20 protein-coding genes and 1 tRNA gene are annotated in these 20,220 nt (G+C 36.4%); 10 read left to right on the top strand and 11 right to left on the bottom strand.

Translation table 11 applies throughout. The features are described 5' to 3' along the window. Positions 1–46: 46 nt before the first annotated feature. The gene (locus KHA93_RS19855) at positions 47–997 is read right to left on the bottom strand and encodes a hypothetical protein (RefSeq protein ID WP_213112293.1); all 951 of its coding nucleotides are present in this window, start codon (positions 995–997) and stop codon (positions 47–49) included. A 23-nt stretch (positions 998–1,020) separates the two neighbouring features. Continuing rightward, a complete protein-coding gene (locus KHA93_RS19850; protein ID WP_213112292.1) occupies positions 1,021–1,761 on the bottom strand; it encodes a DUF2161 domain-containing phosphodiesterase in 741 nt (246 codons plus the stop codon). Positions 1,762–1,932: 171 nt separating this feature from the next. On the opposite strand from KHA93_RS19850, the gene KHA93_RS19845 reads away from it, so the two are divergent. Both KHA93_RS19845 and KHA93_RS19840 read left to right on the top strand, forming a co-directional pair. Beyond that, the gene (locus KHA93_RS19845; protein WP_213112291.1) at positions 1,933–2,280 is read left to right on the top strand and encodes a hypothetical protein; all 348 of its coding nucleotides are present in this window, start codon (positions 1,933–1,935) and stop codon (positions 2,278–2,280) included. Positions 2,281–2,388: 108 nt separating this feature from the next. Further along, the gene (locus tag KHA93_RS19840; protein WP_213113051.1) at positions 2,389–2,847 is read left to right on the top strand and encodes a DinB family protein; all 459 of its coding nucleotides are present in this window, start codon (positions 2,389–2,391) and stop codon (positions 2,845–2,847) included. 11 nt (positions 2,848–2,858) lie between these two features. Here KHA93_RS19840 and KHA93_RS19835 read toward each other — a convergent pair. Continuing rightward, a tRNA-Ser gene (locus KHA93_RS19835) sits at positions 2,859–2,948 on the bottom strand. Positions 2,949–3,399: 451 nt separating this feature from the next. On the opposite strand from KHA93_RS19835, the gene KHA93_RS19830 reads away from it, so the two are divergent. Then, positions 3,400–3,663, top strand: coding sequence for an excalibur calcium-binding domain-containing protein (locus KHA93_RS19830; RefSeq protein ID WP_213112290.1), 264 nt, complete (start codon positions 3,400–3,402; stop codon positions 3,661–3,663). 8 nt (positions 3,664–3,671) lie between these two features. Here KHA93_RS19830 and KHA93_RS19825 read toward each other — a convergent pair whose 3' ends face one another. Next, positions 3,672–3,860 carry a hypothetical protein gene (locus KHA93_RS19825; RefSeq protein ID WP_213112289.1) on the bottom strand — a complete coding sequence of 63 codons (189 nt, stop codon included), beginning with the start codon at positions 3,858–3,860 and terminating at the stop codon, positions 3,672–3,674. Positions 3,861–4,093: 233 nt separating this feature from the next. On the opposite strand from KHA93_RS19825, the gene KHA93_RS19820 reads away from it, so the two are divergent. The 4 genes from KHA93_RS19820 to KHA93_RS19805 all read left to right on the top strand — a co-directional run bounded on the left by KHA93_RS19820 (position 4,094) and on the right by KHA93_RS19805 (position 5,977). Beyond that, entirely contained in the window at positions 4,094–4,453 is a 360-nt protein-coding gene (locus KHA93_RS19820; protein ID WP_213112288.1) for a helix-turn-helix domain-containing protein, read from the top strand. Between the two features lie 76 nt (positions 4,454–4,529). Next, a complete protein-coding gene (locus KHA93_RS19815) occupies positions 4,530–4,883 on the top strand; it encodes a DUF4064 domain-containing protein (RefSeq protein ID WP_213112287.1) in 354 nt (117 codons plus the stop codon). Between the two features lie 12 nt (positions 4,884–4,895). After that, positions 4,896–5,444, top strand: a complete 549-nt coding sequence (locus tag KHA93_RS19810) for a DUF4352 domain-containing protein (protein WP_213112286.1) — start codon at positions 4,896–4,898, stop codon at positions 5,442–5,444. Positions 5,445–5,743: 299 nt separating this feature from the next. Next, positions 5,744–5,977 carry a hypothetical protein gene (locus KHA93_RS19805; protein ID WP_213112285.1) on the top strand — a complete coding sequence of 78 codons (234 nt, stop codon included), beginning with the start codon at positions 5,744–5,746 and terminating at the stop codon, positions 5,975–5,977. A 1,058-nt stretch (positions 5,978–7,035) separates the two neighbouring features. Here the strand turns inward: KHA93_RS19805 and mnmH are convergent. The 3 genes from mnmH to KHA93_RS19790 form a co-directional block, all read right to left on the bottom strand. Continuing rightward, complete coding sequence (gene mnmH / locus KHA93_RS19800) at positions 7,036–8,097, bottom strand: tRNA 2-selenouridine(34) synthase MnmH (RefSeq protein ID WP_213112284.1); 1,062 nt, start codon at positions 8,095–8,097, stop codon at positions 7,036–7,038. Positions 8,098–8,117: 20 nt separating this feature from the next. Further along, the gene (selD, locus tag KHA93_RS19795) at positions 8,118–9,167 is read right to left on the bottom strand and encodes a selenide, water dikinase SelD (RefSeq protein WP_213112283.1); all 1,050 of its coding nucleotides are present in this window, start codon (positions 9,165–9,167) and stop codon (positions 8,118–8,120) included. Between the two features lie 184 nt (positions 9,168–9,351). Next, the gene (locus tag KHA93_RS19790; RefSeq protein WP_349772324.1) at positions 9,352–9,717 is read right to left on the bottom strand and encodes a carboxymuconolactone decarboxylase family protein; all 366 of its coding nucleotides are present in this window, start codon (positions 9,715–9,717) and stop codon (positions 9,352–9,354) included. Positions 9,718–10,063: 346 nt separating this feature from the next. Between KHA93_RS19790 and uvsE the strand changes: the two genes are divergently transcribed. Then, positions 10,064–11,029, top strand: coding sequence for a UV DNA damage repair endonuclease UvsE (uvsE, locus tag KHA93_RS19785; RefSeq protein WP_213112282.1), 966 nt, complete (start codon positions 10,064–10,066; stop codon positions 11,027–11,029). A gap of 39 nt (positions 11,030–11,068) precedes the next feature. Here the strand turns inward: uvsE and KHA93_RS19780 are convergent, their stop codons facing one another. Then, positions 11,069–13,309, bottom strand: coding sequence for an MMPL family transporter (locus tag KHA93_RS19780; protein ID WP_213112281.1), 2,241 nt, complete (start codon positions 13,307–13,309; stop codon positions 11,069–11,071). A gap of 118 nt (positions 13,310–13,427) precedes the next feature. Here KHA93_RS19780 and KHA93_RS19775 point away from each other — a divergent pair, with 118 nt between their 5' ends. Then, complete coding sequence (locus KHA93_RS19775; protein ID WP_213112280.1) at positions 13,428–14,045, top strand: TetR/AcrR family transcriptional regulator; 618 nt, start codon at positions 13,428–13,430, stop codon at positions 14,043–14,045. 165 nt (positions 14,046–14,210) lie between these two features. Beyond that, on the top strand, positions 14,211–16,748 hold the full coding sequence (gene mprF, locus KHA93_RS19770) for a bifunctional lysylphosphatidylglycerol flippase/synthetase MprF (protein ID WP_349772323.1): 2,538 nt from the start codon (positions 14,211–14,213) through the stop codon (positions 16,746–16,748). 37 nt (positions 16,749–16,785) lie between these two features. Here the strand turns inward: mprF and KHA93_RS19765 are convergent, their stop codons facing one another. The 3 genes from KHA93_RS19765 to KHA93_RS19755 form a co-directional block, all read right to left on the bottom strand. Continuing rightward, a complete protein-coding gene (locus KHA93_RS19765; RefSeq protein ID WP_213112279.1) occupies positions 16,786–17,502 on the bottom strand; it encodes an EcsC family protein in 717 nt (238 codons plus the stop codon). A 67-nt stretch (positions 17,503–17,569) separates the two neighbouring features. Further along, complete coding sequence (locus tag KHA93_RS19760) at positions 17,570–17,731, bottom strand: hypothetical protein (protein ID WP_213112278.1); 162 nt, start codon at positions 17,729–17,731, stop codon at positions 17,570–17,572. An 83-nt stretch (positions 17,732–17,814) separates the two neighbouring features. Then, the gene (locus tag KHA93_RS19755) at positions 17,815–19,980 is read right to left on the bottom strand and encodes a YhgE/Pip domain-containing protein (RefSeq protein ID WP_213112277.1); all 2,166 of its coding nucleotides are present in this window, start codon (positions 19,978–19,980) and stop codon (positions 17,815–17,817) included. Between the last annotated feature and the right edge of the window lie 240 nt (positions 19,981–20,220).

Below are 20,220 nucleotides of genomic sequence, written 5' to 3'. Positions count from 1 at the left end.
TATGAAAAAGTGTATTTGTTTCATACGTGTTAGTATTAATATAATTTTATGAAATTATGATGTCCTGCTCCTGATTATCCAGCCTTTTTAGTTCATGGATTATTTCGTCGTGCTTCCTTGCCAGTCCCTCTTGAATGCGGCGAACATCAATCAGGACTTGTTTAAGCTTACCTTTTGAATCTGTAATTCTAGAATGAACCATCCAATCAGAAAAGATATTATCAAAAAATAAATCTGTAAAATTATAAAAATCCTTTTTATTTATTGTGAGTGATTCCGTTGCAATGTTTTGCACATCCATCAATTCAGTTTCAAAATGGCGTAAAGCACGCTGCGCAAGATGAATCAAATCTTCAGAGCTGTTAATTTGAGAATATTTAATGGCGGATACGATTATTCCTCCACCTAGAAAAGTATCCCATAATGACGTTCCTTCCGCAGAGCCTAACTTGTCAATTGCTGCATTGAGCAGATTGTTTGCTTTTTGACCTGCGCCTTGCGCTTCTCCTATTTCGCGAAGCATCGATCGAAGCATTACTCTCTCATCTGCAATTTTTTGTAATGTGCCACTAGCAATCGAATCATTTTGTCTTATCCATGTTTCTTTTTCCTTTAAAAAATCGGCCCAGTCCTCATCAATGTAAGTGAAGTCGGGATTTCGCATTTCTTTTTGAAATTCCTCTGTTTCCTCTTTAAGGTCCGTCACTGTCTTTTCTGCTTCATTATATTTTAACTCGGCTTCCGCGGCCTCAGCCATTTCCTTCTCCATTTCTTCATCCCATTTTCCGGTCCATGTCTTAATTTTATTGATAAATGAAAACCTCCCGAGCTTTGCGATATCTTGCTGTTCCTTCGTTAATTGTCTATACAATCTGTCACGAAGTTCCATCGCCTCGTGTAATCTTTTTTCCGCTCCATCTAATCGACGCTTAATACGGTCCCGCTCAGACCTCTTCGTAGTCAGTTCCATTTGCCGTTCATATATGTCTTGCCTCATAGAGACACCCCCTTATCTAGGAATTACGTTCTAGTTGAGGAAGAAGATTCAGTTTCACCGATGGATTTGTAATAATATGTAACTAATTCAGGAAATAACTTTATTTCTTTTTTTCCTTTTTCACTAATTATGTAAGTCCCTCTTTTTACTCTCTCAAACCAGCCATAATAATTCTTATGAAGGATTGAAAGGGTTTTGTCTCCAGTTCCTATTTCGCGTAATCTTTTTGGAGAAAGTGGTCCAAAACGTTCAAAACAGCACGCAATGTATATACAATTTTCCTTATAAGCTGTCATGATTTTAGTCTGAGTACTGCCACCAACATTATAGTCTCCACTCCTACCATTTATTTCTTTTATGAGATTGTCTCTTTTCTTCTTGCTTAAACGCATACTCTTATTGCGATCGAAAGGACTCGGATGTATTTTAACCTCCGCATATGCACCAGACGTTTGAAATGACACAATAATCAGCCCTAATTCCAATCGTCTAATCAAATAACAAATATCTTTCCACTTTTTCGTACGAAAACCAAATCTAGGTTTTGGAACTGCAATATACACCATATCTGTAAGACGCTGTCTCTTTGTTGCTTGGATAAGGAGATCAATATTTAGGGTTAGCTTTAACTCTACGATGATTAACTGATCATCCTTTACTGCCACGACATCACAATGGTGAACCTCACCATGAACCGCATATCCTATTTTTTTAAAATAATTTTGAATTGGCTCAAATAGATCGACTTCTAACATTTTTCCCATTATTCCGCCTACTCTTTATTGGATTTTTACTAATTTAAAGAATTATTAATAATAATGCAAAATTATTGCAATATAATTTCATAGGCGTTATTATAACAAAAGTGCCTAATCCAATTATAAATGTGTGGCATTTATTTTTGGAAAAATCTTTATAAGAACGGAGATGACAACATGAAAAAACTATTGTTTTTAATAATGGCTACTTTATTGCTAACTGCTGCTTGTAGTAATGGCGAACAGCCAACAAATAAAAAGGATGTCGCTGTTGAAAATAACGCATCCGAAACAAGTGAAGCAGCAAAATTCCCTGAATATTCCATTGTCAAAGAATATATTCCTAACGCTACATACAAAGAAAGCCTTGAAAGTGACAATGATGATGAGCGTGTAATTTTGTTTGAAAATGCGAATGGGAAAAGCTTCAAAAGTTCATATTTAAAAACGAGAAATATTTTACAAATCAGAGATCTTGAAGAAGATCGTTTGACTTATAACAAAATTTTTCGTCCAGAAAAATAATAAATGAAAGCTCTAATCTTTTTGAGATTAGAGCTTTTTTAATTTTATGCAGGAAAAATTGATAGTTTACTTGAATTTATTGGTATCAATAACAAAGAGGTGTTTATGATGGAGCAACGGCATGAAATATTATTTAATCAGATGGAATCGTATCGGAGCTATGTGTTAGGTGTTCTAGAAAATGTATCAGAAGAAAAGGCAGAAATCATACCAAAAGGATTCAACAATAATATTCGCTGGAATTTAGGTCATCTTTATCTAGACCAATATTTATGGATCCAAGCTGTTACAAAAGAAGAAACAGCCGTCCCAGAAGAATTCAATAAATGGTTCGGGTTTGGTACAACACCTAAGGACTTTACGAATGACACTCCTTCCTATAGCGAGCTAAAAATTTTACTAGAGCAGCAGCCTAATGAAATAAAAAGAGAATACGGAAATAGATTAGAAGAGGAATTTTCACCAACAGAAATGGGGATGCATACGATCGAGCAAGTATTGATTCGCACGATTTTTCACGAAGGAATGCACTTACAAACAATCTTAGATATTAAGAAATTAATATAGGTTTTTGAAAGCGGAGAAGGTGGGATTCGAACCCACGCGGCAGTTGCCCGCCCTAACGCATTTCGAGTGCGCCCCCTTCAGCCGGACTTGGGTACTTCTCCATTATTGAAGAATGCTTGTGATAGGACTCAAACCTACGTCCCCATCGTTAATGCACCGTATTACAGAAAACATTTTACTCCTAATCAGTTGAATTCACAACATTTTAACACCACCATAGGATAAGTAAAAATTGGATAAATCAACTGTTTGCCACTAATTATTGGCGGATAGCTTGTATATAATTTAGCTCCTCTGAAAATAAGATGGGGCTTTTTAATATATTTATATTGAATATTTAGCTTTTCGGAAAAATCTATTCTGTTTCTGCGTGCTCTTTATACTCTATTCATCTTCCTGAGAGAAAGCCCCTAATGTTTCATAATTTCCTGTTCTAACAATTACCATTACGATTTACTTCTATTTTGTTATATATTAGTAGTTTCTTTCTACTTTATAGAATTGTATAATAAGCCATAAATGGGAAATTCACACAAAATAAGGGGGATTGAAATGAAAAAAGTAATAGCTGTTCTTCTAGGTTTAGGATTAGTTTTTGGATTATCTACTATTGACACAGTGGAAGCAAAACAAAAAGTAAAAACTTACAAAAATTGCACGGCATTAAATAAAGATTACAAGGGCGGGGTTGCTAAATCATCAAAAGTGAAGAATAAAGGAGGAAAAACAAAATATAAACCATTTGTTTCTTCTTCCCTCTATAACGCAAACATGAAGTTAGATAGAGATAAAGATGGAATTGCATGTGAAAAATGATAACGCCCTTAGTGGGCTATTTTTAAATTAGAAATAATTTGAAAATGAGTATTTTGACACAATTCCTCATAATCTAGGTTTCTAATGTACTGTCCCTGTTGCGAATGCGTCACTCCAACAGCTAGCAATTTATCTAAAATAAAGTTCTTTTTCCTAATAAATGCTGTATGTGTTCCTGCTGTATGTATCTTGTTCATTCTTTTGCATAATCCCACACATATAAAAATGCCCCCTCTCTTCTTTAGTCTTCTCCCTGCAACTATCAACGTCCTTAAATTATTTTTCATACTATCAACGCCTTTTCAGCCAGTGTTTGTAATCTTGCTGTTGTAATCACATCAACCTAATAAATTTACTTTTGAAAGCACTTTTTTTAATATTTTCTATTAAATGTAAAAAAGTTTACTATAATGTGGGTAGGTGACTGCAAATGAAGGTAGAAGAATTTGGAGAATATATTAAAAAATTTAGGAAACAAAGAAATTTAACTATTCGTCAATTAGAATTATATTCTGGTGTCTCAAATTCATACTTATCACAATTAGAGAATGGTAAAAGAGGAATTCCCTCTGCTGAAATTCTTAAAAAACTTTCAGGTCCGTTAGATGTACCGCAAAACGAATTGATGATTGCTGCAGGATACATAGATGACGATGGAGAAAAAGAATTAAAAGCATTTATACACGATCCTGAACTAAGACGATGGCACAGAGAATTACCACAATCACCAGAAGAAGATTTACTGAAACTTCGTAAGATGTGGGAAATTATGAAGGGCGAAAAAGATTAATTCTGGTATCAAATATCACACTAATAAGAAAGTGTGTATGTTTCTTACATAAACAATATTTTAGAGGGGGATTAGTATGAAAAGAACAACCGAATTTGTGCTCGGTCTATTAGGTGGTATCTTTGGATTTATCGGAGCGATTATGGCTCTATTAATAGGCGGAGTTGACGCTGCTATTAGTAATTCTGGAGAAAGTGATATTATCGGATTAGGTTGGGCTGCTATTATTCTATCTATTGTTGGTATTGTAGGTTCAGCGATGGTAAAAGGAAAGCCTAAAGTTGGTGGAATACTTATGTTGATTGCGGCAATCGGCGGAATTATCTCCATCTCACTATTCTATTTATTACCGTGTGTACTATTGTTGATTGCGGGATTGATGGGTGTATTCAGAAAAGATAAGTCTAAAAATATTGGTGTAGAAGCATAAAAGGAGATAAAAATGAATCTTAAAAAGTTTGGTTTATTAGTAGTAGGAGCAATTTTAGCACTAGTGTTGTCGGCATGTGGAGAGGCTGAAATATCAAAAGTCGATGCTGATAGTAAAGGCAAAGAAACTGAGAAAAAAGATAATGAGAAAAAAGAAAAGCCAGCAGAACAAAAATTAAAGATTGGTGAGTCTGTGAACTTTGATGGTCTTACGATTACACTAAACGAAGCGCGAATCGAAAAAGGTGGAGAATTTGATACACCTGAAAAGGACAAATTCATTGTTGTTAACATAACTGCAGAAAATACTTCAGATGAAGAACAAGTTGTATCCTCTGTTATGAACATTGATTTAAAAGATGCAGATGGCTATTCATATAACACAACATTCCTTATGGAAGGAATACAGGCACAATTTGATGGATCTATTGAAGCTGGCGGAAAATTAAGAGGTGAAATACCTTTTGACGTGCCTGATTCAGACGAATATCAATTACATTTTGGAAATCCATTTAAAAAAGGCAAAGCAATATGGGTTATTCCTGCTAGCGAACTAAAATAAATCCAAAAGTCAATATCCCTGCTTAATCGTAGGGATATTCTTTTTACATAATTAAGAACGTATGTTTGTAATAGTGGGAGATTAATAAAAACTATACACTAGCGACTTAGAAGATTTTGCAAAAGAAAGATGTTAACCAATGAACATTATTAAGCCAAAAGAATATAACATGGAGTTATAGAAACTCTTTTTTTAAATATTCAACTCTGAATCGAGTGAAGCTGTCGAGAGTAATAGCGAATTTTAGATTATACTAAATAAATTTTTATGACAAAAAGAACAATAGCAGAATATCGGACATGAGTTGCCATGTTTTTCAACATGAAGGCTATCAGCAAAAAATGCCAATGAGTTTTGTGTTATACCAAGATGTTAAAGTAACAACTTCTTATATTCACTTTGTGTCCCTCCTTCATGCTTCAATGACGCAACAACAACTATATTATGACTTTGTAAATGGTCAATTAATTCTATATTGGTATTCGTTAACATTTCTATATCGTAAATTCAACTGGAATGCACGCTCTGAATAGTTCTGATTGGAATTTATAGCCTTGATTTGGTTAAATATATCATGCAAGTGAGACAAGCCAATGGGATAGCTAAAGAAATTCTAGATTTAGCATTATCAAGGAACAATTAAAACCACTATAAACCATTAAAATTAGAAAGACGTCGTCAAAATGTCGTTATTTTCCTTTCCAAAAAGAAAAAGGCGATTCCTAATGCTGCTAGAAATCGCTTTATATCAAATTTTACTCGAAATACTGGTGTTAGGACTCGAACCCACGACCCGAGTGACGCACAATAACAACTATGCTAGACCAACATAGACCATTACATAAACATAATAATACTTTATTAATATCATTTCAAATGATTATTCTCATGAGAAATTTGGTAAAACCGCTTGTAATTTGTTGTATCCACCCAGCTATTTTAACGGCACTTTCCCCAAAATCATCGTTTTTCACCCATTTCCACCAATACGGGTTTCATCTTTTGCCTGTGGACATAAACTGGATAGTGAAAATGACAAACGAGGTGATTAAATGGAAAGACAATATTACGGATATCCTGGAATGCCTATGTCCTACCCTATGGGTACTATGGGTACTATGGGTTGCACAGGTTGCACAAGCTACCCAATGGTGCAACCTTATGTACATCATCATCACGGACACTATCATGGGCATCACCACTATGATCATCAAACCCAAGTTCAGCTTCAGAATATGTCAATCTCACCACAAATGATGCACTACGACCACCATCACAAGCATCACCATAAGAAGAAGCATTATTAATAAACAGTTTAAGAAGATACGGGGAATACCGTATCTTCTTTACATTTTTAACCAGGAAATATCTTCCTTATCCCGGGGGATTTACCTATAATTTGTCGAATTACATAAATAATCGTACATTCAGCAAGATCAACGCATTCTTCAGATTTCTGTCCCGATTGACGACGAATCGAGATTTAAACTCGGATTTCTTCCGATTTCTGCCTCGATAGAAAGTGAAATAAGACTTAAGAGCACCATTACTCCAAAATATTATACCAAAGCAGAATCCTTATTTTTCTCTATCAAATTGACGCCATTTTATGTCCCGATTTCACGCTCTGCCCAATTAACTTTTTGATCTGCTCTACCGCCTCGTCCACATGTTGGACATGCAACATTACTTTTTGACTTTCAGGATATTGGTCCGCTGTAAATTTATAGCGCGGATCATAATAATACTCTAACAGTAGCCTGACTGCTAAGGAAAATTCCTCAGAATGTAAGCACTCTTCTATTTGAGTAGCTATGGGAGTGTGGATGCGTGATTTTATTTTCCGAAATGCTTCCATACATTCAGACTTGTATTCCCAAGGACTGTAGTCATCTAAAATTTGTTGGACCCTTTCTTCCATTGGCAATTCGATAAAAATCTGGGTGCCTTTTTCTTTCATATCGTATAAAGCTTGAGGAAGAACCGCTTTTCCAATTCGTTTGCTTTCTCCTTCAAACAATACATAAGATGAATCTTGTAATTGCTCTAAACGCTCGACTAAAAGGGAGTCGAATGTTTTTTGATTATGAGGGTTTAAACCAATTTGTCCGAAAATAGATCCGCGATGATTAGCCATTTGCTCCAAATCAATTACAGGGTAGCCTTCCTTCTGGAGCTTTCGTAAAATGAGTGTTTTCCCTGTTCCTGTATTTCCATTAAGAATGAATGCTTTCTTAGAAAGATCCATCCTCTCCATTTTATCGACAACCCATTTCCGATAAGCGCGTACTCCTCCTTGTAAACGATTCACTTTCACATTCATTAAATCTAAAACTGTTGCGGATGTTTTGCTTCGCATGCCGCCGCGCCAACAAAAAACAGTTATCTCCCTATTTAGTTGTTTAAATGCTTTAATAAAATCCGGAAGCTTTGCAGAAACAATTTCAAGACCGCGATCTTGTGCTGCTTCTGGACTCACTTGTTTGTATAATGTTCCGATTTCTGCTCTTTCTTCATCGTTAAACAACGGTATATTTAAGCTGCCTGGAATGGTGGAATGATTAAATTCGGAAGGCGACCGAACATCAATAAGCACCATTTCGCCTTTTTCCCTTACTGCCATCATATCTTCAATCGCTATATCGCGGAACATATAACCTCTCCTCACAGCCTTCAAATTACAACAATTTTACCAATATGTTCGTCCGTTACTTCGCCGATTATTGCTGCCTCGACTTTTACGTGATGGAGTTCCGATAATAGCTTTTCAGCATCCTCACCATCAACAGAAATCAAAAGGCCACCAGATGTGACTGCATCGCATAAAATCCATTGGTCAATTGTATCCATATTTTCCGGAAAAGATACAGAACCCTGTATATGAGCATGGTTGTTTTTCGTTCCACCAGGGATAACGCCTTGTTCTGCCAGCTCCCTTACTCTATCTAAAATCGGAACTTGCTCTTTTATAATTCGTATCCCTGCATCGCTTCCTTTCGCCATTTCTAATGAATGACCTAATAAGCCAAAGCCGGTCACATCTGTACAAGCATGGACCTCAAAAGATTCCATTGTCTCGGCTGCTTTCTTATTTAATGTCGTCATTACTTGTGTGACACGGTCAATTTCTGATTGGTTTAAGAGCCCTTTTTTAAGAGAAGAGGTTAATATTCCTACACCAATTGGTTTTGTTAAAATTAACTTATCTCCTGGCTTTGCGCCTGCGTTAGTTCTAACTTTTTTGGGGTGCACCAAGCCAGTTACTGCAAGACCAAATTTTGGCTCCTTATCATCAATAGAATGACCGCCAACTAGTGTTGCTCCAGCTTCTTTCAACTTATCGGCTGCTCCTCGTAAAATATCAGCTAATATACTTTTATCTAATGTAGCAATCGGAAAAGCTACAATATTAAGGGCAGTCAATGGCTTTCCACCCATCGCATAAATATCACTTATCGCATTAGCTGCCGCAACTTGTCCAAAGGAATACGGATCATCTACAATCGGCGTAAAGAAATCAACGGTTTGTACAATTGCCAAATCATCATTCAGTTTGTATACTCCTGCATCGTCACTCGTATCAAGACCGACAAGTAAATCAGGATTTTGGGTTGCAGGAGGAAGCATTCGTATCACTTCCGCTAAGTCGGCAGGACCTATTTTACAACCGCAACCTCCTTTTGAAGATAGTGAAGTAAGTTTAACCGAATTAGTGTGTACCATACGGCACCAACCTTTCTTTGCTGGACATTATACTTTAATAATAAAACTTGATTGATATAATTCCCAGCTATTACAACTTATTTTTACTATGATTTTTACATACTATCATTCTTAATGAAACCAATATTTTGAAAATTAGAAAGTGGGTAGTTCTAATTAGACTACCCACTGCTCATTTGATACTCTAGTGTCTTTGTTGCTTTAATTGATCAATGCTGTCTCTTACAATCGTAGCAGCCTGACTCATTACCGCTCCTCCACCAATGGCGGCGGCAACACCAATACTCTCCATAATCTCTTGCTCCGTACACCCTTGATCTAAACAACCTTTTGTATGGTATATCATACAGTGTTCATTTTGGGAATATATACTGATGCATAACCCCATCAATTGCTTATATTTTTGAGGTATTTCACCGTCACTAAAGGCTGCTTCAGTAAATTGATTAAATGCACTCACAAGCTCTGGCATACTTTTTTGGTAATTGCCAAGTCCTTCTTTATAATGAATTAAATGTTGTTCAATGGTTGTTTCTTGTTGGTATTCCACGATCAAAATCACTCCCTATTTTTTTGTTATTATGAAGCAAATAGACACTCCTTATCCAAGGAAAAAACTATAATGGAAAATGAAATTACACGATGAAGACAGAGCCCATCATATAGCTTCAGCATGAAAACTAATGTCTTTTTCCTTATTGATGATTACCATTAGGAATGCTCTCCGCCCCTTTGATTTAAGGTTACGTGCAAAATTACAAAGCTGATACCTTTTTGCTTATACAGTGTTGATGTGCTTATGTACAATCCTTTCACTTTACTTTTTTAGATCAAATTACATTTTTTCCTTGTTTAGCAATCCTTCAATTTTACATACTAAAGATGGAGGTGGAAACATGACACTTGTACGTCTTGGTTATGTAGCTTTAAGTATGGAGCTTCAAAATGCTTCTCCATCCAAAACAATGACATATGCGAATTTCCAAAAACTCAAGGATCGCGAAGCAGCTATACATAAACTAGAACATATTGCTTTAACCAACTTACAAAATACTTTGCGACTTTTAAGGCATAACGTTGCATATGACATTCATTTTTATCGAATGACGTCTCGTCTAATTCCTTTGGCAACTCATGAAGCACTTCAAGATTGGGACTATATGAATCCAATACGTGAAAAACTACGTGAAATAGGTACATTCATCAAAGAACATGAGTTGAGAGTAGATTTTCATCCCGACCACTTTGTCCTTATTAATTCATTAAAACCGGAAGTATTGAAAAACTCGATTTATACGTTAAAACACCATTATTTATTATTAAAGGGGATGGGACTTAATCCAACCCATCGCTGTGTTATGCATGTTGGAGGAAATTACAAGGATACGGAGAAATCTCTTGAGCGCTTTGTGGAAAATTGGATGGTTGTTCCCCAAGTAATACAAAAAATGATTATGCTCGAAAATGATGACAAGTCCTTTACTTTAGAAGACACCTTATACTTATGTGAAAAACTAGGGATTCCTCTTGTATTTGATTATCACCATCACCTAGCACACCATCAAAATAGCGATTGGCAATCCAATTGGGAACGAGTGATCCAAACATGGACAACCTCTCCTTTCCCAATAAAAATGCACATATCAAGTCCAAAAAGTGATAAGGCTTTTCGTCATCATTCGGATTATGTGGATGTTGACATGTTTTTCACTTTTTTAAACGAAATAAAAGCGACGATTCCGCAAATTGACTGCATGATTGAGGCAAAGAAAAAAGATGAAGCCCTGTTAAAGTTAATGGATGATTGTAGAAAAAGGAATGACGTTGATATAGTAGATGGATCGTCCTTTTATTTAAAATAACGAATTCCGAGAACCACAAAGATCCCCGGAATCCGTATGTCATGATGAAATGGATGAATTATCAGTTGAAACTTCTTTCTTTTTCCATAACTTGCCTGGCCAAAAGGCATAGCGGCCAAGGACAGTTGTAATAGCCGGTACGAGAAGTGGCCGAACAATAAATGTATCGAGCAATACACCTATAGCAGTAACAATTCCAAATTGCACGAGGACTTGAATCGGAAGTGTTGCCAATACTGCAAATGTTCCTGCCAAAATTAATCCGGCTGATGTAATGACGCTTCCTGTTTGGATTACACCATTGGCTACGGCCTCTCGATGGTTTTGTATTCGTTTGTTTTTCCATATTTCCGAAACCATGAAAATATTGTAGTCCTCTCCAAGAGCGACAAGAAAAACAAAGGCATATAACGGAATAGCTCCTTGAATCGCAGGATCTCCAAAACCATAGTGGAGGATCAGCCATCCTGCTCCAAGTGCTGAAAAGAATGATAAAACAACAGTTGTTACCAAATACACCATGGCTGTCAGTGAACGTAAGTAAAATAATAGTAATAACGAGATGATACTAATCATAACTGGAATAATGACAGATTGGTCCCTGTCCGTTGTCACTTTTGTATCGTAAAGTGCAGCCGTTTCTCCACCAACCCAAAAGTAATGTTCCGCATCTTTTAATCCCGCTTTATCTAGTATGTCTTTCAAATGGTCCTGTAACTCGGGGATACGATTGATCGCCTCTACCGAATAAGGATTTTCTTTCAACGATACTTCATATAAGAATAATTGTGGATTACTTTTACCTTGCATTGGTTCCATCACGTCTGTAATAAACGGAATATTTTCTAGCCTCTCCTTCCAGGGCTCCTGTTTCCCTTCCGTATCAATCACAATTTTGACAGGCGCAAGTTCCCCAGCTGAGAAATGGCTCGATATTAGGTCAAAACCTTCTCTTGAAGGCATATCTTTTGGAAAAGATTCCAATAAATCGTACGTATAATGAATGCGTGGAACGAAAGAGGCGAGACCTCCTAATAGGATTAGTGAAAGCAATATAATCGTCCAAGGACGACGAGTAACGATTCGTCCTAACCCTTTACTAATTTTCCCCTTCTCTCTCCTTTGTTTTATTATTTTTCCTTTCAGTTTAGATAGTGTTTCTGTCATTTTTGGTGTTCTAGGGATAAAAGGATAGAAAGCTCCTCTTCCAAATATCGCAAGTAAAGCAGGGAGAAGAGTTAAAGCAGCTATTCCCATCAAAAAAACAGCTAGACTAAAAGGCACAGCAAACCGATGAAAAGAACCATAATGAGCAAGCCCAAGCGTTCCCAACCCAATTACAACGGTCAATGCGCTCATTGTAATAGCTCCGCTTGATTCCTTAATTGCCGTTTGAAGTGCTTTAAATTTGTTTTCCTCATGAAGCAATGTATCTCGATATCTAGAGATTAAGAACAAACAATAGTCCGTTCCTGCTCCAAACAACAGAACCGTCATGATGGAAACTCCTTGGGCATCCACGGTAATCCAATCATGTTCCGCTAGAAATCCAAGAATTGGGCTAATCAAGCCATATGCAAAGCCCACTACAATTAAAGGAATGATCGCCATAAACGGAGATCGATATAGAAGAATTAATAGAATTAAAACTAATAATACTGTTGCGATCAACAATTTAACATCCGCTTGGCTAAACAAATTGACTGCATCAGTCTGTATACCAACAGGGCCAGATAAGCGTACATGCAAACCAGGCTCCGAAAGCATCTTTTCAAATGGATCCTCATTTAACGTGTGATTAATCATTTTTTCTAATGTAACCATATTATCCTGTAAAATTTCCGTTCCCGCGCTTTTATCGAAAAAAATAGGAGTCACTATGGATGTACCGTCTTTAGATGCACTCTGAGCAAGTGCAGGAACTGGAATATTACCAAGTGGAGGTAAAGTTGACTGCATTTTTAACGGTTTATCGGTTAAATAAGAATATAGTGTTTGGATAGCTTCATAATCTTGATCTGTTAGTTTGTCATCTCTATGCCAGACTATTAAGACAGGGTTCCCAGCGTCATTAGGAAACTCCTTATTGATCAGGGCGTTCGCTTGCTGGGACATCGTTGTAGCAGGAAGATCTTGAGCTGCATCATCCTCTACTTCATTCACAGCTGGCCAGGCAAAAGATAAAACAACGGTTAATAAAACCCAAGTGGCAAGAGTAATCCATCTAGATATTGAACCACCAACGTATTTTCCCCATGTATTAAAAGGGTAAAGTTTCATCTAAACACTTCCCTCCACATTTTTGCTTTAATTATATATACTGGTCAGTTAATTTTTCAAGTATCAATTTAATTTATGTTATAATAATTAATAATTTGCGTAGTAAGGAGAGAAAATAGTGGAACAGAAACAGCGTCCAATCGGAAGGCCAAGGCAGGACGAAAAGGCCAAACCAACGAAAGAAATTATACTAGATGTTGCTACTCGTTTGTTTCTGGAACATGGCTACAAAATCGTTTCGATGGACGATGTTGCCCAAGCATGTGGAGTTACGAAAGCAACAATTTATTACCATTATTCAACAAAAGCTGACCTGTTTACAGATGCTATGGTCAAAATGATGATTCGAATCAGGAAACAAATGAATTATTTATTATCCGGTGATCACCCATTAAAAGAACGTTTACATACATTTGCAAGCACTTTTTTACGAGCGACTATAGATATTGATTTAAAAAGTTTTTTTAAAGAGGCCAATACTTCCTTATCAACTGGACAGATTCAAGAAATAAAAGATGCTGAAGAACAAATGTATACTGTAATTGAAGAAGCACTAAATGAGGGGATATTGAAGAGTGAAATATCCAATGTAAATCCGAAATTTGCTGCACATGCTTTTGTAGCAATGTTAACAATCGGAAACTATAAAGACGCCCAAAACCAGCCTCTTCTTCCAATTGAAGAAATGGCGGACCAAATTGTAGAATTTTATTGGAACGGATTGGGTAAAGCTTAAATAAATATTATGTTTGGAATTGCACCCACTTGAAATAAAGCACTAACACTGTAAGTGAAACCGAAAGAATTCACTGCCATCTATTCTCTATATCGAGCTCCAACTTTAGGCTTCTTTTTTATAATAGTACAATAGACGATACAAGATTATACAAGCAGCAATGAGGTGTTAACCATTATTAAGATTCGGAAAAAGCAGCTATTTCAGGTGCTAAAAATATTATTCCCTCTCCTTCTGTTGATTTTGGCGGTCGTCGAAATATTAAAATCGGTTAGAGGGGTAGATTTGAATTTACTTCAACAGGAAATAAGCCAGCTTCAAATATGGGAAGTGGCTTTGTTTTTCATTGTTGCTCTTTGCGCTGTATCACCAATGTTTTTATACGATACCACGATTGTAAAATTATTAGGTATTAAAATTACTCCTAAGAGATTAGTTAAACAATCATTTATCGTGAATACATTTTCCAATATTATTGGATTCGGTGGACTCGTTGGCTTAATGCTAAGAAGTTATTTTTATACAAAATACGATGTAGAAAAACAAGGTTTATTGAAAACAATTGCTTCCGTCACTCTTTTTTATCTTACCGGTATTTCACTTTTAGCATGGATCATTCCAATTGGATATCGAAATTTTCCTTTGCTACATAATACTAAGTGGCTTATGCTAGCGGTTTTAGCTGTCATTTTATACCTACCAATCTTTATCTTTTTATATATTTTGCAAAATAAACGCAAAAGTGGTTCGCATTTAAAGCTCCAAATAGCAGGTAGACTTGTACTTGTTTCAGCGCTTGAATGGGCGGCAGTATTTATTGTCATATGGTATTTGACCCACCTATTAAATATTCCTGTTCCATTATCGAGCTTAATCCCAATCTTCATCATTGCTTCATGTGCAGGGATTGTCAGTATGATTCCCGGTGGAATGGGATCATTTGACCTTGTTTTCCTTTGGGGAATGCAAAGCTTTGGTATTCTTGATGAAAAAGTACTCGTCTTGCTTATCTTATATCGACTTGGCTATTTTATTTTTCCATTCCTATTAGCTGCAGTGCTATTCATTAAGGAATACTGGGATAAATGGAATCGTTCGTGGAATAACTTACCGAATATATTCTTTCAACGAGTTAGTCATATTTCTTTGACCGTTCTTATTTTTATATCAGGAATTATTCTACTGCTTTCAGCTGCTGTCCCAGGTGTTTTATACAGGCTAAAAATCGCAGAAGAATTTTTATCACAGCCGATTATGCAGGTTTCTCATCAATTGACCGTTGCTGCTGGTTTTATTTTATTGGGTTTATGCAGAGGGATTGAATATAAGGTAAAAAGGGCTTACTATTTATCGATTTTAGTTTTATCCCTTGCCGCCATCTTCTCTGTATTAAAAGGGATTGATTATGAAGAAACGATCTTTATGTTATTCGTAGCGTTACTTCTATTTATGTCAAAAAAGCGGTTTTATCGAGAAAGTTATGTCATGACTTGGGGGAAAGCATTTTTTGATATAGCAGTAGTCCTATTCATTACTGCCATGTATATCATAATCGGATATTTGAATTTACCAACGTCAAAGCTCAGTATCCCATCAAAGCTTCGACCATTTATTATTACTGATTATCATGATTTATTTTACAGTGCGTTTATAGGGGTTATCATTGCAGGAGTTATATTAGTTTTAGGATATTTTGTTCGGAAACCTAAACTGATTGCAAGCGAACCTTCAACCAATCAAGAAGAAAAAATAAAGGATCACCTTGCAAAATATGAGGGGACCGTTCTTTCACATCTCATTTTTTTACATGATAAATATGTTTTCTGGAATAAAAACGAAACCGTCCTATTTAGTTATCAAACATATGCGGATAAAATTATTGTCCTTGGAGACCCTGTCGGAAAAAGGGAAGATCTTCCTTCCTCTATTGAAGAATTTCTCGAAACGGCTGATCGCTTTGGATACAGGCTGGTTTTCTATGAAGTAAGCAATAAAGTGATTCCTCATCTTCATGAATATGGATTTGATTTTTTCAAATTGGGCGAGGAGGCATTTGTTGATTTAGACAATTTCACGCTTACAGGTAAGAAAATGAAGGGTAAAAGAGTAATAAAAAATAAATTCGAAAGGGAAAATTACTTAATAGAGATTATGGATCCACCTTTCTCATCCGAACTTTTACATGAAATAAAAGAGGTTTCGGATAAATGGCTTCATGGTAGAAGTGAAAAAGGTTTCTCACTCGGCTTTTTTGATGAACATTATTTGAACCAGTCAAAAGTGATTATCTTGCGTGGGGAAAAAGGAATCGTTGGTTTCGCAAGCATTATGCCTATGTATGATGATGGTAACACCGCTTCGGTAGACTTGATGCGTTTTGTTCCGGGAGCACCATCAGGTACGATGGATTTTATTTTTATCTCCCTGTTCGGATGGGCAAAAGAGACTGGCTATCATACATTTAATTTAGGCATGGCCCCTCTTTCCAATGTCGGCCAATCAAAGTTTTCGTTTTTAAGCGAAAGAATGGCAGCTCAATTATTTTTACATGGCCATTTCTTATATCACTTCAAGGGCTTAAGGAATTTCAAAGAAAAATATGCCGACACGTGGAAACCAAAATATTTGGCTTATCGGAAAAAGTCATCATTAACCTTCACGATGGCTCAAGTTACCCTATTAATTAGTAAAAAAAGAGATTGAACATTAAAGGCCGATTACTCGCTTACGGGTAATCGGCCTAAATTGAATCTTGCAAAGTTCTTAATCGATACGCGTTCATCGCTGTTTCTCCAAGATGATCTAGAAGATTATAATTGGCATACGCCCCTACAATCGCACCAAAACCAGGAATCAGTTGCAACATCTTCACGAAATCAATATAGTCACGGTATTCTTGTTGGAATTTTTTCCAGTCCATATCCACTAAAAACTGCTTTTCATCCTCCCAATTTTCAACGATACGGAACGTTTCCTTCCGTTTTTCATCACTAGAAAAAGCAAGCTGAAAAACGTGAAGAATGAACAACCGCTCTTCGTACTCGTTAGTATCAAAGCCATAAATGGCAGCCGCCTCAAATAAAAATTTCATCTCAATCGACAAGAGCAATGGAAAATCCGCTAAACCGAGCAAAATACCACCAGCACCAGTACCAGCACCTTCAATGACTGCTGTTTTTCGATATGTTGACAGCTTTTCTTTCAATAATTCGTCCTTCTCGTAAAGACTCATGCCTAAAGTTTGATGCTTCTTCGTCGTAATGTTTGAACCAATCAACGTTGCTTTTACCATGTTTTTTATGCTTTCTGTCATCACTGAATGTACTTTTTCCGGAATAAGTTTATTCACTTTCGTTTGCGCTTTTTTCGATAATTGATTAATAAGGCTGGACTTCTTCAGCATCTTTTTCTTCCAAGCTCGCAGCTCATCCTTTACTTTAATACTATAATCGGTCATGTCCTATCATCCTCTTATGTTCACTAGTACAGAAGTATACGCGTGACGGGTGAAAAAGATTCATTTCCTATTTCTTTTGCATCAATAACACATCAATTTTCGTTTCGATTCTTTTCAATGTTTGCAAAAAATCTTCTATCGTTTTTTCATTATAATGAACACCTGTTTTTGATGAGTCCTCATTTCGTATTACTGTTTCTTGAAAACGTCGAACTGATTTTAAATCCATTTCGCTCCTCCTGATTCATCATTTCGTTCTTAATAAAGAATATATAGTAATCATATAATGAATCAGGAATGTTTACAATACGATTAATGAAAAAGACCGGATTCCTTCGATTTTTTTAGTAATGCTTTCGTTTTATTATTAAGAGGTTCTTTTAAAAACGTGCCAAACAACAACGCGATTATTCCGAATATGGAAAGAAAAAGAAGATCATGCAAAACTCTTTGCCAGACAATCCCCCCTACGGCCTCTCTCATTAAATCGACAGCATAGGTGAAAGGTAAAAATGGACTGATCATCCGGAAGAATTTTGGTAAAAGCACGACTGGGTATGTCCCGCCTGAGCCTGCAATTTGCAAAACAAGCATAATGATCGCCATCGCTTTTCCGACATTTCCAAAAACAGAAACAAGTGAATAAACAATCAACATAAAAATAAGACAAATGAAAAGTCCAAAAATGACAAACCATACGGGAGCACTGACGGATACCTTGAGTATTAATAGATCACCTAACGTGACGATAAGAGTTTGTAAAAACCCTATCGTTAAAAAGGTCAAAAAGCGACCAAAGTAAATTTGCTTTCCTGTATACGAATCATGATGAACATCAATTGCGAGTAACGAAATCAGTAAAAGCGCACCAACCCAAATCGAAAGCACCGTATAAAAAGGAGTCATTCCGGTTCCATAATTTTCAATAGGAAAAAGTTTATGCTCATTAAGCTTCACTGGCTCTTCAAAAAAATTACGTTCTGCATTCGGATCATGCCGAAGTAAATGAATAATCTCATTAATATCCGCTTTGTTTTTTAGTTTCCGGATTTTATCTGTAAGTTCTTTCACTTTTGCATTCACATACGGAAACTGACCATGGGCGTAATCTAAGGCCTTTTTGCCTTCTTTTAAGTTTCCTTGCGTGCTGCTTAAGATCCTTTCCACTTCCGGTAAGGTTGACTGAGCCTCGGTTAACAACGTCTTTGCGTTTAACAATGTTTTTTTCGCCTTAGCTACTTCATTTAAAATCGTCGGTTCAATCGTATTATTATATTCCTGAATAAACGTATCTAATTTTGCAGAGGCGGTTGATGCCTTATTTTTAATTGTTGCTAATGTATCTTTAAATTCTTGCCTTTTTTGACTTAATAATTGATTGATACCTGCTACATCACTTTGCGCAGTTTGTAGCATTGATTTTAACTCACCTGTTTTGGCAATTGCCTGATCCAATTGCTCCGCACCAGCATTGTTTTGTTGCTCGGAATTTATCTTTTTAAGCTGAAGCAAAGATGATTCAATCACATCAATAGTTTGTAGAGCATTATCAAAGTGAGTTTGAAGGTTTTTTTGTATTTCATCTCCCTTACTTAGATCAATATTGACGTTTTGTGCATTGTTTAAAAAACGGTTAATATCATCGGAGATCTTCTGAACCCTCTCCACATCTTCCTTAATTTTTGGAGCGATTGCATTAAGACGGTCTTCTGCTGCCGTTATAAAATCTGTTGTTTTATTTATCGTATCAAGTCCATTATTTGTGAGCCGCCTAACCTCAGGAATTTTCCCTTCCGCTTTATTAAGAATGTTCTGGGCTGATGTTGCATCAGCTAATGATTCATTTAAAACCCTATTAATTTCTGGTAAATTTTCTTCAAGTATAAAAATATAATGTTCAAATCTTTCAATATCCGGAAGATCACGTGCCAATTCAATGCCTATTTCGTTGAACAGATCAAAAATAACCCCATTTACAGTGGAGATGAACTTGCTGCTCACTTGCTCAACTATAAGTGAAGCCCCTTTTTGGGTAATTTTTGGCGAAACAGAATTGATTTTTTCATTTACATAGTATTCCATTTGAGCTTTTTCTGGTTTAACCGAAATGACGGAGGCCAATTTTCCCGAAAAATCTTTAGGAATAATAATAACCGCAAAATAATTACCGTAATTGACTTCATCCATTGCCCTCTCTCGGTTTGTAAAATGCCAATCCATGTTTTTATTTGTATTTAACGTGTTGACTAACTCTTTCCCAACATTAATCTCTTGGTCACGAATTTTAGCACCCGCGTCTTCATTCACTATCGCGACAGGAAGATTACCTGTCTCTGAATACGGATCCCACATTGCTGCAATATTTAACCAAGCATAAAGGGAAGGAAGTACAATAAGGCCGCCGATTAGAATAGCGGCAGCCCAGTTAGTGACAATATTTTTCAAGTCGTTTGTGTAAATCTTTATGATGTTGTTCATGGCTAAATCCTTTTATGGAGTGTGGTTTTTTGTCTAGTTGCAAGCGCCTATCGAGCGTTTCCGCTTTTCTTTGTCTAGCTCCAAAGCCTATCGACTATCAAACTTCTTGTCCTCTTCCCTACGATAAGTCAACATCTGCTCGTCCCTCGCCGTGTTTCCTTTATCTCAGTCAGAGGCCAAGTAAGGAACGTCGACTAAAACCGCCACGTCCTGTGGCGACGTCGACGGACCCACATCCTG

Source organism: Lederbergia citrisecunda, from assembly GCF_018343695.1.
In the GTDB taxonomy this organism is placed as follows: Bacteria; Bacillota; Bacilli; order Bacillales; family Bacillaceae_C; genus Lederbergia; species Lederbergia citrisecunda.
Note: the sequence above shows the minus strand (reverse complement) of the source record. Positions and strands in the feature narration are given on the sequence as shown.